The organism is Kribbella sp. VKM Ac-2566 (genome assembly GCF_004366005.1).
Lineage (GTDB): Bacteria > Actinomycetota > Actinomycetes > Propionibacteriales > Kribbellaceae > Kribbella > Kribbella pratensis.
This window is the reverse complement of record NZ_SODT01000015.1, coordinates 221391-237629: the sequence shown is the minus strand read 5'-3', so window position 1 is coordinate 237629 and position 16239 is coordinate 221391. Positions and strand designations below refer to the sequence as shown.

The following is a 16239-nucleotide window of genomic DNA, read 5'->3' as shown; positions in this document are numbered from 1 at the left end:
TGACGTCATCGTGACGTCACTGTCAACCCCTTCTGATGTCATGATGGCGGCAAGGGCAGAATTTCGTGCAGTCACCGATAGGAGGACCATGTCTAGAGGAGTACTGATCACCGGTGCGTCGAGGGGTGTCGGCGCGGCTGCCGCGCGGGCGTTCGCGGACGCTGGCGACCGGGTCGTGCTGCATTGCCGGGGCGCCGTCGATCGCGCCGAGGAGGTCCGCGCCGGACTTCCCGGCGAGGGCCACGCGGTGATCGCCGCGGATCTCGGCAATGCGGCCGCAATCCCTTCCCTGGTTGCGGAATCGGCCGCCGAGCTCGGGCGGATCGACGTACTGGTGAACAACGCCGCGATGTTCGTCGACGAGCCGGTTGCGGGCTCCCGCCGGGTCGGTCACCCGCTGGCGGAGACGTCGTACGAGGAATGGGTCGCGACCTGGCGTCGTACCCTCGCCGTCAATCTCGAGGGCGCGGCGCACGTGACCTGGTGCGTGGCGCGGCAGATGCTCGACAAGGAGCCCGCGCACGGCGTACGGCGGGGCGCGATCGTCAACGTCGGCTCGCGTGGCGCCTACCGCGGTGAGCCCGACGTCCCGGCGTACGGCGCCTCGAAGGCCGGACTGCACTCGCTCGGGCAGTCGTTGGCGGCGTCGTTGGCGCCACATGACATCACCGTGACGTCAATCGCGCCCGGTTTCATCGCGACCGACATGACCGAGACGTTCCTCGCGGGTCCCGGCGGCGACGCGATCCGGGCACAGAGCCCGTTCGGCCGGGTCGCGACCGCCGAGGAGGTCGGGAACGCGATCTACTGGCTCGCCTCAGCCGAGGCGAACTGGGCGAGCGGCGCGGTCCTCGACTTCAACGGCGCGTCGTACCTGCACTGAACAGACCGCCACCAGGAACACCGTCACTCCTGAGATAGGGGGCGATCATCAGGTCGAGCTGCTCGGTCAGGAACTCGGACAGCGAGCCCCAGCCGTTCACCGCCCAGACCTGGAGCGCGCCGTTGAAACAGACGAGGGTCTGCCGAGCCAGCGCCGGTACGTCGGTGTCCTCGCGGAGCTCACCGACTTCCACCGCAGCCCGGTAGAACGTCTCGCAGCTGTCGACGATCGCCGCGGAGTGCGCCAGCGCGTGCTGCCGGAACTCCGGATCCGCGACGTCGAGCTGGACGAACCCGAGACCGTTGCCGAGCTCCTCGCGGCGCTTGATGTGCGCGACCGCCGAGAGTGCGAAGTCGCGCAGCGTCGCGAGCGGGGAGGTGTTGCGGGCGGCGGCCTCCTCGGCCCCGAGCTTGACCATCAGTGGCGACCGCGCCGCGGACGCGAGCAGCAGACCGCGCTTGGAACCGAACCGCTGCATCAGCGTCGGCGGCGCCAGACCGACCCGGGAACCGACCGCCGCGAGGGTCAGTTTCACCGGGCCGAGCTCCGCCAGCACCTGGCGAGTGGCGTCCAGGATCGCGTCGTCGCTCACCAGCCGCGGCCGGGCCATGTCAACGCCTCCTGGTTTATGAATGGCCATTCGTTAATACACGGAATCGTAACAGATCCTTGTTGGCTCAGTTATTCAGTGACAACGGGTGAGCTTCCGGACACCTGGAGAGGGGTCCGGACCAGTGCACCCGCCGTCCGGTGCACCCGTCCGTGGGCCGGGCTCGTCGGACAACGGGAGCCTCTTCATGCGTTTCGCCCGCATCACCTTGGGTCTGCTGCTGGCACTTTCAGGCCTGCTCGCCGCCATCGCCGGGGCCGTCGCGGCCTTCTGGCTCGTCGGCCCGGACAACACGATCTCGACACCTCGCCGCGAGCTCGCCAGTACGGGTCTCGCGGTCGTCACCGCCCCGTCCCTCCTCGACCGGCACGGCCCGACACTGCGCGTGAGCGCGTCGGGCGACAAGCCGCTGTTCATCGGCGTCGGACAGGACCTGGACGTGCGCGACTACCTCGCGGGGACCGCGCACACCCGGCTGATCCAGTTCGAGCCGCCGGCCACGTTCGGCACGCAGGAGCTGCGCGGCGGCACCAAGAAGCTGACGCCGCCCGGCGAGCTGGACTGGTGGGTCGCGCAGTCGGCGCCGGGCTCGCAGGCCGTCAATTGGCCGATGCAGGACGGGCTGTACGACGTGGTAGTGATGAACGCGGACGGTACGCCGGCGGTCGGCGCGCAGGTCTCGTTCGGGATCGAGGTGCACCGCCTGTTCGGCATCTGCCTGCTGGTCCTCGGGGCCGGCATCGTGGTGCTCGCGCTCGGCCTGGCCTTGGTACTGCGCCGCCGCTCGGTGGTGAAGGAGATCTCGGACACGACCGAGATCCCGGTCATCACGAACACCCGGATCCCGGTCCTGGTGACGACGGCCCCGGTCCAGCGCGAAGAGGAGGAGAACGCTCCGGCGTATCGCGTCTCCCCCTTCGCCCCCGATCGAGTCAGCCCGTTCGCCCCGGTCGCCGCGAAGAAGGAGCAGGCGGTGAACGAGACGGCACCGGCCGCAGCCGCCGCGGCTCCGGCACAGGTCAGCCCGGCTCCGGCTCCAGCTCCGGTGAAGGCGCCCGTGCGGCAGGTGCCTGTGCGGCCGGCGCCGGTTCGGCCGGCGGCTGCTGTGCCGGCGGCACCGATGTTCATGTCGCCTGCCGCGATCGCGCGGGCCAAGTCGCCCGCGCTCATCGGGGCGGGCGCCTCCCAGCGGTACGACGAGCCTGCGCAGACGACGTACGCCGAACCTGTCGATGAGCCCACCGAGATCGTTGCGGAGGAGACCGTTCCGTTGGCGGCCTCGCCGGAGTTCGTGAAAAGCGACGAGGCTGTGCGGCGTACGGCGGCGTTGCTGGCCAGCGGCGCGATGTTGCTGACGGCAACCAGCTGCGGGCTGATGCCGCCGAAGAACACGATGACGGCGGCGGACTCCCGCCCGGCCGTCACGCTCGCCGACGCGCAGGCCGTCGTCCAGCGGTACAACCAGCTGAACAACCAGGCGAACAAGACCCGCGACGGGAAGCTGGCCGCGACGATCGAGGGCAACCCGACCCTCGCGCAGACCCAGGCGGGCTTCCTGATCGGCCGGAAGCTCGACGCCGCGGGCAAGGACGTGTCGAAGCCGTTCAGCTACACCGACCCGGAGATCGGCGCGCCGCAGTTCGCCTCGTACCCGATGCGGTTCGTGGTCAGCTCCGGCGTCTCGGACGCGCCCGGGAACCGTCAGCTCGGCGTCTGGCAGCGGGAGAGCGCCGGGAGCCCGTGGCTGCTGACGCACTCGGTCTACCCGCCGAAGGCCGTGGAACTGCCGTCCGTCGACGGGCTGCGTACCCCGGACGCGGACGACCTGAGCAAGCTCCAGGGCCGGCCCGAGGCAGTCGCGAAGGACCTCGCGGCGTACCTCACCGGCGGCAAGAACGCGCCGCAGTCGCGCCTCTTCACGCCGACGCCCGGCCTGACCAAGATGCTCGACCTGCGCGCGAAGTCCAAGGCCGCCGACACCGCGGAGCCGTACATCGCCGACGTCACCGACACGTTCGCGCCGTCCGCTGTCCCGCTGACGTTCATCACGGAGTCCGGCGACGCGCTGGTGTTCCTGTCACTCACCGAGCGGTACCTGCAACGCGTCGAGCCGGGCTCGAACGCCTACTGGACCAGCGGCGAGGCCACCGCGTTCAGCAGCATGGTCAAGTACACCCAGACCCTGCACCAGGACTACCTGCACCAGGTCGCCGTTGTGATCCCGGCCAAGTCAACCGGCGACGCGGTACAGGTCCTCTCAATAGACCCTCAACTAGTAGGCGCCGGCGGCGCCTGACGGGACAGCAGCCACCGCCACCGTGGCTGCTCCGTCACCACACATCCAGCCGCGAGCACGCTGACGACGAGTGCGTCAGCAGTCGGCCAGGCAAACCAGGCGGCCACCACTGCGGCGACCAACTGCGGAAGCACCAGCAGGACAGTGACGAAGCCGGGGACCGGTACGACGACGTGCGGCTTGTCACCCCGGGTCTGGAAGACCGTCGGCAGGCCGATCAGGACGACGACCGAGACGATCGCGAGCAGGACGGAGTGCGGAGCGATCGCCCACGGTGTTCCGACCCACGCGATCAGCTCGGTCGCGAACCGCAGTACAGAGGCGAGACGGCTGTCGGGCGCCGTGCGAGTGGTCACGAGCAGAACGATCTCATGTCTTACTGAGCAGTCAGCGGTTGTCGCAGGATAGTTCCGACTGATTGACTTCGCTGGTTAGGTTTTCCCATCCGCCCGGGAGTACCAGTGGATCTCACCCGCCGTCGTCTGCTGTCCTTTGTCCCTGCGACCGCGTTGCTGACTGCGGTCAACCCGGCTCCGGCCGCGCGCGCCGGCAGGGCTGCGGTGAACGCCGACCCCAGCCAGCTACTGGCCAACGCGATCGCGATCTACGCCGGTACGGCGGAGTCGAACGCGCGCCCCGAGGTCGCCGCGAAGGTCACCGCGATGGACAACACCGCCCGTACCTGGCTGACCGCACTCGACCGCGCCGGCAGCGGCGAGCTGTTCGCGGGCCTCCCACTCGGGACCAGCGATCCGAACCTGAGCTCGTCGTACCAGCACCTCTACGAGATCGCCCTCGCCTACCGGCGACCGGGACCGGCCTCGGACCTGCAGGGCAACGAGCAGGTCCGCGCGCGGATCGCGGAGAAACTCGTCTGGCTGCACGACAACTACTACGGCGACCAGTCGAAGGGGTACTACGGCAACTGGTTCACCTGGGAGATCGGCATCTCGACGTATGTGTCGAAGACGCTCGCCCTGATCGACGCCCCGGCCGACCTGATCACGCGGTACGTCGCCTCGATGGACGCGTACCTGCGCAACGGCAAGGACGGCGACGTCGACCTCGACTCGCGCTTCCACACCGGCGCGAACCTCGTCGACATCACCGCGAACCGGGTCCTTCAGGGCGCTCTCCTGAACGACGACGCGCGGGTCCGGAAGGCGTTGCAGGACCAGTTCACGGTGTTCGCGACCGTCGACCCGTACACCCTGCAGCACGGCGTCACCGACGGGTACTACGCGGACGGCTCGTTCGTCCAGCACGCATCGGTCGCCTACACGGGCTCGTACGGAAAAGGCCTGCTCAGCAGGGTCGTGCAGACCATCAAGGTGCTCGCCGGGACGGAGTACGCGCAGAGCGACGACCTGGTCGGCGTGGTGCAGGGCTGGGTCGAGCACGGGTTCGCGCCGCTGATCTTCGAGGGCTGGATGATGGAGATCGTCAAGGGCCGCGCGGTGTCCCGGACGGCGACCGGGTACGACGACGTCGCGGTCGTCGTCGAGGCGATCGTCGACCTCGCTGACTACGCGACGGGAGCGGATTCCCAGCGGTTGAAGGCCTTCGCGAAGTTCACAGCACGGCCGACGATCAACGTGAATTCCTTCGTCTCACCAGTGAGCATCGGGCGGTTCGCGGACATCAAGAACGATCCTGCGATCGTCCCGGCCGATCTCAACCCGGCCGCGGGTACGACGGCGTTCAACGCCATGGACCGGACGGTGCATCGCAGGCCCGGATATGCGTTCGCGCTGGCGCGGAACTCGTCGCGGATCAGCAAGTACGAGTACATGAGTGGCGAGAACCTGATGCCGTGGTTCCAGGGCGACGGCGCGCACTACCTGTACCTCGCCGGTCAGGATCAGACGCAGTCCTTCGGCGTCGACTACTTCACCACGGTGTCGCCGTACGCGCTGGGCGGCGTGACGGCGCCGGTCGAGACGCGCAAGTCGATCCCGGAACTGTACGGGACGGCGTACTACGACAACCCGCCGACTTTCACCCCGTCGTCGGAGGCCCAGAACACCTACGTCTACTTCCCGGTCGGGACGAATGAATACTCCGGTGGCGCGACGCTCGATGCGTACGGCGCGGTCGGCTGGGTGCAGTCGGACGACTTCGCGTACGCGTCGCGGGCGAGCCTGCCGGACGACTTCGTGGTCTACCAGAACGCATCCGCGACCAAGTCGTGGTTCCTGCTCGACGACGAGATCGTCGTACTCGCAGCCGGTGTCGGCGACGCGACCCGCGCGGTGACGACCACCCTCGACACCCGCATCGCCGGCGCCGCCGATCCCGTGACGATCACCGGCGTACGACGTGACGGTCAGACCTGGACCGGCACCGGGGAACCGCGGTGGCTTCGCTACGCCAACGGCGCCGTGTCCGTCGGCTACTACTTCCTTCAGCCGACCGAACTGTCGGCAGATCTCCGGACAGTCACCCGGAGCCGCCGGGAGGTGCGGACCTCCAATCCGGATACCGCGGTCACCAAGCAGGTCTTCGCGCTCACCGTCGCCCAACCGGCCGGCACGAAGCGCGCACTCGCCTACGCATTGGTGCCCAACGCAACGGATTCCGCCTTGAAGTCGTATCAGCACGGCCGGATCGCGACGCTCTCGAACACCGTGAAAATGCAGGCGATCCAGCACCTCGGTCTGCGCCTCACCGCCGTCAACACGTTTACTCCCGGTCCCCACAACCTTCCGGGATTGAGCATCGACGGTCCGGCTTCACTGCTCATCCGCCGACAGTCCTCGAGCGTGCAGGTCGCCGTCTCCGATCCGACGACGCAGCGCGACAGCGTCACGGTCAACCTGCGGGCGCAGTACCTCAGGCCCGCGGCACCGGTCGACGGGGTTCAGGTGACGCGCACGGCCACCGGGACGCGACTGACGTTCACCACGCGGCAGACCTACGGGCGGAGCCTCGCGATCAAGCTTCTTCCAGCTTGGTGATCAGCGTCTGCAGCGTGCTGAGCGTCGTACGGAGGTCGTCGACGTCGACGGCCTTGGCGAGTTCGGTGGTCCACGGGCCCTGAGCAAGTGAGATCTGCCGGATCGCCCAGTAGCCCGCCTCGGTGCAGGCGAGGAGCTTCGCGCGGCGGTGCGCCGGGTTGGGCCGGTACTCCGCGAGACCACGTTCGACCAGCAGGTCCGCGATCCGTTGCACGGCTTGTCTACTGACACCCATGATCCGGCCCGCGTCGGCGACCGACCGCGGCTCGTCGAGGACGCCGCCGAGCACCTGCCACCAGGCCGCCGTGATCCCGCCGTTCGCCGCCAAGCCTTGCGCGGCTTCCATCAGCCGCGCGTTCAGCCGGAAGGTGGCGAGGACGACATCCGTCAACACCACACCACCTTCGGACCGCTTCCCGACCTCCGGCCACTCCTCTCGGGGCGGGACGGCCGCCGCGCGCTCGGCCGCTCCCGCTTGATCCTTCGCCGTCATCCGACCAGCGTTGCGTACGCCGCCGGGTCGGCGCGGTGGAACACGCCCTCGTACGCCTCGCGCTTCGGCTCGTCCGCGAGTTCGAGCCGCTCCATGACGGCCCGCGCGAACTGCACCGGCGAGTCCGGTCCCGCCGTGATCAGGTCCTGGTCGACGACCGCGCGGGCATCGACGTACTGCTCCGAACCCTGGTACCCGGTCGCCTGCAGGTACTCCTTGGCCGCACTCGTGTGCTTCCGCTCGTCGAGCAGCCCCGCCCGAGCCAGACCGGCCGTCGCGCCACAGATCGCCGCAACCGGTACGCCGGCATCGAGGAACTGCCCCGCCAACTTCGCGAACGCCTCACCACCACCAACATCCCACTGCCCCGACCCGGCGAGCACGAGCAGATCTCCCGCGTCGGGCGTCACGTCCGCGATCGTCACGTCCGGCACGACCCGCATCCCACCCATGGTCACCACCGACTCCAACGTCTCGCCCACCGTCACCACGTTCCACGGCACCCCGGTGAACCGCCCAGTCCGCAGCTCCACCACCAAATGCCCGATCTCCCAGTCCGCCAACGTCTCGTACACCGCCACATATGCTGTTCTCATAGACAATATGCTGTCATAACGACAACATGTTGTCAATGGCTCGCGGGGGCGTCGACGGTCAGTCCGGCGATTCGGGCCGCGTCGGCCAGGCGCTTGTCGTAGGTGACGAACGACGTGAGCGGCTGGACGCGCAACGCGGTCGCGAGATGGATGGCGTCCAGGCTCCGCACCGTCGCCGGCCGCACGGTCTGCGCAAGGATCCGGGCACCGGCATCCAGCTCGAGGAGGTCGATCAGGTCGAGCACGCGGGGCAGCCGCGAGACCGCCTCCGGAACATGCCGCGCGAGGGCGCGGAACGACTCGATCTCCGCGAGCACCGAACTCACCCACCCCACCTCCGCCCGCTCATCGAGCCACTGACGCAGGGCGTGCGACTCGGACTCGGCATGTACCAGTTTCACGATCGCGGCCGAATCGAGGTAGATCATCAGCGCTCGCCGTCCCGCTCCCGGGAGAGCTCGGCACCGACGTCGATCCCGTCCGGATCACCGATGTGCATCCGCAGTACTTCGCGACGCATCGCCGCCGCCCGCTCGCGGCGGACCGCGGCTTCGAGGACGGCCCGCCTGATGACCGCCGACCGCGAGCTGCCGTCGCGTGTCAGCACGTCCAGCGCATGCTCGGTCTCCGCGTCGGTGCGAATCGTGATGGTGTCAGCCATGACACCAATTGTAAGACGAATCGTCTTACAAGGCCACGAGGCGGTCGGATGGTTTGAGTTTGAGGAGGATCAGGCCGGCTAGGGCTGTTGTGGTGGCGGTGAGGGTTAGGGATTGGTGGATGGGAAGGGTGGCCAGGAGGTTCGTCGAGGCGATCAGGGGGACGGTTTGGGCCAGGGAGAGGAGGGATTGGAGGCGGGTCAGGTGGGATCGTGGTGTGCTGCGGACGAAGAGGGGAGCTAGGTGTGAGGTGAACAGGCCGATGCCTACGCCTTGTGTGAGGGTTGCGCCGATGGCGGCTGGGACCGAAGGGGCTAGGGCTAGGCCGGCGATTCCGAGTGCGGCGAGTAGGCAGCCGAGGCCGCCGGTCAGTTCGGCTCGGGTGAAGGTGCCGAAGCGTGCGACGAGGACTGTGACCAGCAGTCCGCCGGCGACGTTGCCCGCCACCACGAAGCCTGCCTGCTTGGCTTCCCAGCCGTTTGAGCGGGCGAGTAGCGGGACGCAGAGGGACGTGACCGGTAGTACGAAGGCTGCGACCAGCGCGACGACCGCGAGGATCATCCGTAGTACGGGATCGCGGACAGCCACGCGGAGTCCGTCCACCGCGTCGCGGACCACCGAGGGGCGGTCGCGCTGCGGTGTCACGTCGTACGGCGGTCTGAGCATCAGGAGGACCGCGAACTGGACGGCGAACGTCAGGCCGTCGAGGGTGAGTGCCCCGACCAGCCCGACCGTCGCGACGAGGAGACCGCTGATCGGTCCGCCGGCGAGGGTGATGAGCTGGGTGGCCGACGTACGCAACGCCATTGCCTTGGGCAACTGATCGTCGGGTACGAACAGCCGCGGGAGTACGCCGGCGGCCGGTAGTGCGAAGGCATCGACGGTGCCGACGACGACCGATGTGGCCAGCAGCAGCCCGGCCGAGACTCCGCGGATCCCGACAGCGACGGCCAGCAGGAAGCAGCACGAGCCGACGATCGCGGTGCAGGCGAGCAGCAGGCGGCGTGGACCGATGCGGTCACCGAGTACGCCGCCGAGCAGGAGGAGTACGGCGCGGGGCAGGGTGAACCCCGTCAGCACCAGCGCGGCGACTCGCGAGCCGATGCCCGTCGCGGCCCAGCCGAGCGCGAAGAACAGCGCGGTGTCGCCGAGAACCGAGAGTGTCGAACCTGCCAGCCAGCCGTAGTAGGACCGGTTCACCCGTCCAGCCGGACGGGCATGACGAGGGTGGTGAACGTGCCCTGGTCGGCCGACCGTACGACGACCGGTCGCGCCGGCTCACAGATCTCGAGCAGCACGTCCGGCCCGACACTCGCCTCGAGCGCGGCCGCCAGCAGGCTTGCGGTGAACCCGATCCGCACCGAACCGGTCCCGATCGCATCGAGCTTCACCTCGTCGCCGATCCGCAGACTCTGCTGATCGATGTCTAAGGCAACGACGTCGCGGCCCGCCAGCACGTCCAGCAAACGCAGGCGATCGACCACTACACGGCACGCCGGCGGCGTCAGGCCGTCGAGGATCTGACCGTACGCCGGATACTCCGCATCAACCGTTTGCAGTTCACGCGACTCCTCCCCTCGCACCAGCGTCAGACCGCCGTTCACCTCTACCCGTACGACGTCCCCCGCCGCAGCCCACCTACTTACCTGAGCCAGCTCGTCGGCGCGTACCAGCAACCGCGCCGCCACCCCGCCGAACTCCACCGGCCGCACGGTCCGCACCGCCAGCCGATACCGATCCGTCGCAACAAACGTAACCTCGTCCGGCCCCAGTTCAATCAGCACACAGCTCAACACCAGCCCCAGGTCCTCCTCCCCCGGTGGGGCTGCGGTGGGGGTTACTTGGCGGATGGCGCTGGCTAGTTCGGGGCCGCCTAGGAGGGCGGTGGTTTTTTGGGAGAGGAGGTTGGTGAGGAGGCGGGTTGCGGCTGTGCGGGTGGCGGTGGATTTCGCTTCCAGGGTGCGGAGGTGGGCGCGGACCAGGTCGGCGACCTCCGACGGAGAAGCGTCCAGGGCGAGGCGGACGTCGGGCAGTGGGAGGTCGATCTCGCGGAGGTCGCGGAGTAACCGGGCCCGCGGTTGTTGCGACTTGTCGTAGTACCGGTAGCCGTTCGTCGCGTCGACCTCGGCGGGTGGGAGCAGACCGCAGTCGTCGTAGAACCGCAGCGCACTCGGCGCCAGTCCCACCAGCCGTGCGAACTCACTGATCGTCAGCCTCATGGGCCCGACCTTCATCCCTGCACCAACTCGAAGGTCAACTCCGGAACCGGCCCCACAGGCTCAGGGTCTTGCCGAAGCGTTCCCCGCGGATCCAGTCCAGGATGCTCCTCGCGACCCGCTCCGGCGAGACGTCCCCGCGCACCGAGCGCGGTACGAGCTTACGGATCTCGGCCGCATCCGCGATCGCCTCGTCGATCTGGGACTCCGGCCAGCCACGTCGCGCCAGCCGCTTCCGCCGTACCGCGTCCGGACAGTCCAGGTGCAGCCACCGGCCCTCGGGCAGCTCGGCCGGCTGCGCCGGGGACAGCAGCAGAACCGGTATGCCGGAGCGCCGGATCAGCTCGGTGATCCGCAGCCACAGCGCGTTGTACGCCGGCCAGATCGGCGCCGCCATCGGACTCGCGATGTCCAGCCCGAGCAGCCGGCCGTCGTCGTCCAGCAGCTCGTCCATGTCCATCACGACCAGGTTCCCAGGATTCAGCCGCACGAGCTCCGGCACGACCGTCGACTTCCCCGACCCAGGTGCCCCAGTCACCACGAACAATCTCGTCACAGGACTAGTGTGCGGTCACTCGAGCAGGAGGCGCATGGGTGGTCGTGCCTCGCCTGAGATGGTCGGTAGTCCGCTCAGACCGGGGGTGACCGAGCCGAGGACGCTCGAGTGTCCGGCGCCGGTGCAGCTCGGGACCGTTCCGCCGAGGCCGTGGACGGTGAGGTAGCCGAGTACGGCGAATGCGTACGCCTCCTTCGCCGCCGACGGCATCCCCAGCTCGTCGGTGGTCCGGACCGGAACGTCCAACTCGTCCGCCAGCAGATGCATCAGCGCCGGGTTCCGGATCCCGCCACCCGACGCCACCACCTCGGTCCCGCCGTACCGCCGTACGGCGTCGGCCACGGTTCGCGCCGTCAGCGTGGTCACTGTCGCGACCAGGTCCTCTGCCGGGATCACCGGCAGTCCCTCCATCGCCTGGGCCAGGTACGCGAGGTTGAACAGCTCCTTCCCTGTCGACTTCGGCGCCGGCCGCGCGTAGTACGGCTCGGCCAGCAACCGCGCGAGCAACTCGTCATGCACCTGCCCGCGCGTCGCCATCACCCCGTCCGCGTCGAACGGCTGCCCGGTCAGCTCCGTCACGACCGCATCGATCAGCGCATTCGCCGGACCGGTGTCGAAGGCAACCGGTTCGTCCTGGACGACGGTGATGTTCGCGATCCCGCCGAGATTCAGCGCCACGGGTACGCCGGGCCGCCCGCGCAACCACAGCACGTCGAGAATGCTGACCAGCGGCGCCCCTTGCCCACCCGCCGCGACGTCCCGCGCTCGCAGGTCCGACACCACCGGTACGCCGGTCGCCTCCGCGATCCAGGCCGGCTGCCCGAGCTGCAGCGTTCCGCGCACCGATCCGTTGTCGACCCAGTGGAAGACCGTCTGCCCGTGCGACACGATCAGGTCCGCGTACCCACCGCAGAGCTGCTCGACCGCCTGCCCCGCCACCGCCGCGAACGACTGCCCGATCCCGGTGTCGAGCTTGCACACCTGCTCGACCGAGGTGGACGCCGGCGGCAACGACGCCGCAACGGCCGCTCGCAGCTCGTCCGGATACGGCTGACTCAACATCCCCAACGGCGTCAGCACCAACTCGTCGCCGTCCAGCCGCAGGTCCGCGGCAGCGGCGTCGATCGCGTCGTACGACGTCCCGGACATCAATCCGATGACTCGCATGTCAGTCCCGCAGCTCCCGTCGGTAGTCGTCACCTCGCAGTGTGAGCAATGCGATCACACTGACGGCACAGGTGACCACCACGTACCAGGCCGGAATGTCGACGTTCTTCGTCCGCTTGATCAACTCGGTGATGATCAGCCCGGCCGATCCCGAGAAGACCGCGTTGGACAGCGAGTACGCCAACCCGAGCCCGGTGTAGCGCGCCCGGGTCGGGAACATCTCCGCGAGCATCGCCGGACCCGGGCCCGCCATCAGCCCCACGACGAGCCCGGCCACGAACACCGCGAGCCCCTTGGCGGCGTTGCCCGACTCCTTGTCCTGCAGCAGGTTCATCAAGGGGAACGCCAGTACGACGACCAGCGCCGCGCCGGCCACCATCACCGGCCGCCGCCCGATCCGGTCACTCAACCACCCGGCCGGCAGGATCGAGACCGCGAACCCGGTGTTCGCGAGCACGGTCGCGACCAAGGCCTGCTGGAACGTCGCGTGCAGGGTCGCCTGCAGGTACGACGGCATCACCACAAGGAACGTGTATCCGGCCGCGGACCAGCCCATCAGCCGGCCGATGCCGAGCGCGATCGCCTTGGCCACCTCACCGGCCGGGGCAGGGCGCGGCTCCTCCTGGACCCGTGCGAAGCTCGGCGTCTCGTCCAGTTTGAGCCGCAGCCACAGCGCGACCAGGCCGAGCGGCAGCGCCACCAGGAACGGCACCCGCCAGCCCCAGTCCGACAATGCTTCCTTGCTCAACGTGGTCGCGAGAATCGCCGCGAGTCCGGCTCCCGCGAGCAGGCCGAGTGCGACCGTGAACGACTGCCAGGCGCCGTACAGGCCGCGCTTGGTCCGGGGCGCGAACTCGGTCATGATCGACACGGCGCCGCCGAACTCACCACCCGCCGACAGTCCTTGCAACGCCCGCACCAGCGTCAGCAACCACGGTGCGGCAGCGCCGACACTCGCGTAGGTGGGCAGCAGGCCGATCAGCGTGGTCGACAGCGTCATCAGCAGCAGCACCAGGATCAGCGTCGGCCGCCGCCCGATCCGGTCACCGACCCGGCCGAAGACCGCGGCGCCGATCGGCCGGAAGAAGAACGCCAGCGCGAACGAGGCGTACGTCTTGATCAAGCTCTCCGCGTCGCTGGTCGCCGTACTGCTGAAGAAGTTCGCCGCGATCACGGTGGCGAAGAAGCCGTAGGCACCGAACTCGTACCACTCGACGAAGTTACCGACCGTCCCGGCGACCAGTGACCGCCTGGTGCGCGCCGTCGTGGCCTGGTCAACAGTGCTCATCGGGTCCTCCTCCAGAAAAGGCCCCCGTAAGTTTCTCCCGCCCCTCCGACTCATCTTCGTGCATAACTTCCCAGGTAGGCGAGCCCGGAGGCAACCTTCCGCGCGCCGCCGGTGTCATTCTCGGTGACAGGCCGACTGACCGAGGAGGGGCGGATGGTCACCCGGGGAGACGATTTCGACGACTTCGTCCGCGGCAGCGCGACCCGGCTGCTGCGCACCGCCGTACTGCTGACCGGCGACCGGGCGGCGGCCGAGGATCTCGTCCAGGAGACGTACGAGCGGATCTACGTCCGCTGGCGGCGGATCCACAGCGCTCCTGAGGCCTATGCGCACAAGACCCTTGCCAACCTGACCGCCAACCGCTGGCGCAGCCGGGGACGCAAACCCGAGGTCGCCCTGGCCGACCATGACCGTGCCACCCCGGACGGTTCCGACAACTTCGCCATCCGCGACCAGTTGCTGGCCGCACTGCAGGAGCTGCCGCCGCGGCAGCGCGCCGTCATCGTCCTGCGGTACTACGAGGACCTGACCGAGGCGCAAACCGCCGACGTACTGGGCTGTTCGGTCGGCACGGTCAAGAGCCAGGCCTCGCGAGCCCTCGACCGGCTCCGGCTGATCACTGAACCCACCATCCTGGAGGGACTCCGATGACTGATCTCAAGCAGCGCTTGATCGACATCGTCGAGGACGTCGAAGCGCCGTCCGACCTGCTCGACCGCACCCGCCTCGGCGGCACCCGTCGCGTCCGCCGGCGCCGATTCGCCACCCTGACCGGCACCACCTTCGCCGTAGCCGCGCTCGTCGGCGGCGCGGTCGTCGTCCCGGGGCTGCTCGGCGGCCGCACGAACGACCAGCCGGCCGCCAGCCCCGCGCCGGTCACGCCGGCCGCCGATGATCCGTACAAGTCGTTGATGCAAGGACTGACCCGGGGCGATCTCGCCGGCGACAAGGCCTACCTCGACAAGGTGCTCGCTACCTGGCGCGGTTCCAGCAGCGGTTTGTTTTCCGTCCGCGACTCCGCCGTCACCGGCGCGCTGCGCGGCGACCCGAAGGTCTACTGGGCGGGGAACACCCCGGCCGGCCGGATCGCGATCGTGGCGCAACACTACGAGGTGCATCCTCGGGGCAACGTCAAGCTGGCCATGGAGGGGGTCTACACCCTCGTCGCCTTCGTTGCCGATGACCACAAAGGAAATCCGTCGGTGCCGGTGGTGCTGTACCCGCTGCCGGCCGGCGGCCGCCTGCCCAGCCACGTGGCATCGAAGGGCGGTACGAATGTGCTCGTCACGGCCGACGTCGGCCAGCCGGCCGGCTGGTCCGCGGGTGCCGACGCGAAGGGCCGGCACCAGTACACCCCATTGCATTTCAAAGATGGCGTCAGCGTGCTGGTCCTGCCGGCATCCGTTGACCCCGCCAAGCTCAGCGTCCTGCCGCTGCAGCCCCGGTAGCCCGACCTCTTGACACCGGGTATTCGCCGATCGATGATCGGTGTCGCTATACCGGTTTATCTCTCGTCGCCGTCTGGGTGTTCGGCCAGGCGGCGACGGCCACTTAACCGATATAGCGATACCGCCCATCGTTTGACGAGGAGTCGATCAGCTCATGAAGCGAAGGACCCTGTTGTCAGCTCTGGCCGTCGGGACCGCCGCGGCCGCCACCGGTGCCGCGCTGCCCGCCGAGGCCGCCGACAAGCGCCGCCCGCGCGCGAAGACCGGACCGGTCACCGTCGCGTACATCGAGGTCAACGACCACAGCATGCTGAACGCGGGCAAGTACACGCTCGCGAACGGCGGCGCGCAGGTGATCGACGTCGCGGTGATCTTCGCGGCGAACATCAACTACGACGGCACGAAGGCGTACCTGTCCTTCAACCAGCAGGTCCAGAGCGTGCTGGACAACGTCGCCACGCAGGTCCGGCCGCTGCAGCAGAAGGGCATCAAGGTCCTGCTCTCGATCCTCGGCAACCACCAGGGCGCCGGCTTCGCGAACTTCCCGGACCAGGCGTCCGCCGAGGCCTTCGCCCAGGAACTCGCGGACGCGGTCAACCAGTACGGCCTGGACGGCATCGACTTCGACGACGAGTACGCCGAGTACGGCAACAACGGCACCGGCCAGCCGAACGACTTCTCGTTCGTCTACCTGGTCCAGGCGCTCCGCGCGAAGCTTCCGAACAAGCTCATCACGCTCTACGACATCGGCCCGGCCGCGGACCGGCTCACCTACAACGGCCAGAGCATCGTCGACACCTTCGACTACGGCTGGAACCCGTACTACGGCACCTGGGGCGTCCCGTCCGCACCGAGCGCCAAGTCGCGCGTGTCCCCCGCCGCCGTGTCGTACACCGCCACCAGCTCCTCGACCGCCGCAAGCCTCGCGCAACGCACGGTCAGCGAGGGGTACGGCGTCTTCCTCACGTACAACCTCACCGAGTCCGACACGTCGTCGTACATGAGCGCCTTCACGCAGAAGCTGTACGGCAGCGCGACGGTTTACAAGCCTTAGAAACAACAACGGGATG

Annotated in this window: 17 protein-coding genes; 6 read left to right on the top strand and 11 right to left on the bottom strand. The window is 68.6% G+C overall.

The genetic code is table 11. The features are described 5' to 3' along the window. Positions 1-88 precede the first annotated feature (88 nt). A complete protein-coding gene (locus EV647_RS38225; RefSeq protein WP_134011948.1) occupies positions 89-883 on the top strand; it encodes an SDR family NAD(P)-dependent oxidoreductase in 795 nt (264 codons plus the stop codon). On the opposite strand, the gene EV647_RS38220 is transcribed toward EV647_RS38225, so the two are convergent. Beyond that, positions 858-1493, bottom strand: a complete 636-nt coding sequence (locus EV647_RS38220) for a TetR/AcrR family transcriptional regulator (protein WP_166680531.1) — start codon at positions 1491-1493, stop codon at positions 858-860. The two genes, EV647_RS38225 and EV647_RS38220, sit on opposite strands and share 26 nt — an antisense overlap. 187 nt (positions 1494-1680) lie before the next feature. Between EV647_RS38220 and EV647_RS38215 the strand changes: the two genes are divergently transcribed. Continuing rightward, positions 1681-3789 (top strand): hypothetical protein, encoded by a 2109-nt coding sequence (locus tag EV647_RS38215; RefSeq protein WP_134011944.1) that lies wholly within the window; start codon positions 1681-1683, stop codon positions 3787-3789. On the opposite strand, the gene EV647_RS38210 is transcribed toward EV647_RS38215, so the two are convergent. Next, positions 3762-4145, bottom strand: a complete 384-nt coding sequence (locus tag EV647_RS38210; RefSeq protein WP_202876458.1) for a hypothetical protein — start codon at positions 4143-4145, stop codon at positions 3762-3764. The two genes, EV647_RS38215 and EV647_RS38210, sit on opposite strands and share 28 nt — an antisense overlap. Before the next feature lie 105 nt (positions 4146-4250). Here EV647_RS38210 and EV647_RS38205 point away from each other — a divergent pair, with 105 nt between their 5' ends. Further along, on the top strand, positions 4251-6746 hold the full coding sequence (locus tag EV647_RS38205) for a polysaccharide lyase family 8 super-sandwich domain-containing protein (RefSeq protein WP_134011940.1): 2496 nt from the start codon (positions 4251-4253) through the stop codon (positions 6744-6746). Here the strand turns inward: EV647_RS38205 and EV647_RS38200 are convergent. From EV647_RS38200 to EV647_RS38160, 9 genes are read right to left on the bottom strand one after another with little or no spacing between them, the layout of a single operon-like run. Then, on the bottom strand, positions 6724-7239 hold the full coding sequence (locus EV647_RS38200) for a MarR family winged helix-turn-helix transcriptional regulator (RefSeq protein ID WP_134011938.1): 516 nt from the start codon (positions 7237-7239) through the stop codon (positions 6724-6726). The genes EV647_RS38205 and EV647_RS38200 overlap by 23 nt on opposite strands. After that, complete coding sequence (locus EV647_RS38195; RefSeq protein WP_134011936.1) at positions 7236-7835, bottom strand: DJ-1/PfpI family protein; 600 nt, start codon at positions 7833-7835, stop codon at positions 7236-7238. Before EV647_RS38195 ends, EV647_RS38200 begins: the two co-directional genes overlap by 4 nt. A 32-nt stretch (positions 7836-7867) precedes the next feature. Next, the gene (locus EV647_RS38190; protein WP_134011934.1) at positions 7868-8263 is read right to left on the bottom strand and encodes a type II toxin-antitoxin system VapC family toxin; all 396 of its coding nucleotides are present in this window, start codon (positions 8261-8263) and stop codon (positions 7868-7870) included. Further along, positions 8263-8496: a ribbon-helix-helix protein, CopG family gene (locus EV647_RS38185; RefSeq protein WP_134011932.1), complete on the bottom strand. Its 234-nt coding sequence runs from the start codon at positions 8494-8496 to the stop codon at positions 8263-8265. The genes EV647_RS38190 and EV647_RS38185 overlap by 1 nt, the downstream gene beginning before the upstream one ends. 25 nt (positions 8497-8521) lie before the next feature. Then, positions 8522-9694 carry an MFS transporter gene (locus EV647_RS38180; RefSeq protein WP_134011930.1) on the bottom strand — a complete coding sequence of 391 codons (1173 nt, stop codon included), beginning with the start codon at positions 9692-9694 and terminating at the stop codon, positions 8522-8524. Then, entirely contained in the window at positions 9691-10713 is a 1023-nt protein-coding gene (locus EV647_RS38175) for a MerR family transcriptional regulator (protein ID WP_134011928.1), read from the bottom strand. Before EV647_RS38175 ends, EV647_RS38180 begins: the two co-directional genes overlap by 4 nt. A gap of 34 nt (positions 10714-10747) precedes the next feature. Continuing rightward, complete coding sequence (locus EV647_RS38170) at positions 10748-11266, bottom strand: AAA family ATPase (protein ID WP_238175352.1); 519 nt, start codon at positions 11264-11266, stop codon at positions 10748-10750. 15 nt (positions 11267-11281) lie between these two features. Then, positions 11282-12433, bottom strand: coding sequence for an anhydro-N-acetylmuramic acid kinase (locus tag EV647_RS38165; RefSeq protein ID WP_134011926.1), 1152 nt, complete (start codon positions 12431-12433; stop codon positions 11282-11284). Position 12434: 1 nt separating this feature from the next. Then, on the bottom strand, positions 12435-13721 hold the full coding sequence (locus EV647_RS38160; protein WP_134011924.1) for an MFS transporter: 1287 nt from the start codon (positions 13719-13721) through the stop codon (positions 12435-12437). A 153-nt stretch (positions 13722-13874) separates the two neighbouring features. Between EV647_RS38160 and EV647_RS38155 the strand changes: the two genes are divergently transcribed. The 3 genes from EV647_RS38155 (at position 13875) to EV647_RS38145 (ending at position 16223) form a co-directional block, all read left to right on the top strand. Continuing rightward, positions 13875-14372: a SigE family RNA polymerase sigma factor gene (locus EV647_RS38155; protein WP_134011922.1), complete on the top strand. Its 498-nt coding sequence runs from the start codon at positions 13875-13877 to the stop codon at positions 14370-14372. Beyond that, positions 14369-15169: a hypothetical protein gene (locus tag EV647_RS38150; protein WP_134011920.1), complete on the top strand. Its 801-nt coding sequence runs from the start codon at positions 14369-14371 to the stop codon at positions 15167-15169. Before EV647_RS38155 ends, EV647_RS38150 begins: the two co-directional genes overlap by 4 nt. Positions 15170-15323: 154 nt before the next feature. Next, a complete protein-coding gene (locus EV647_RS38145) occupies positions 15324-16223 on the top strand; it encodes an endo-beta-N-acetylglucosaminidase H (RefSeq protein ID WP_134011918.1) in 900 nt (299 codons plus the stop codon). The last annotated feature ends 16 nt before the right edge of the window (positions 16224-16239 follow it).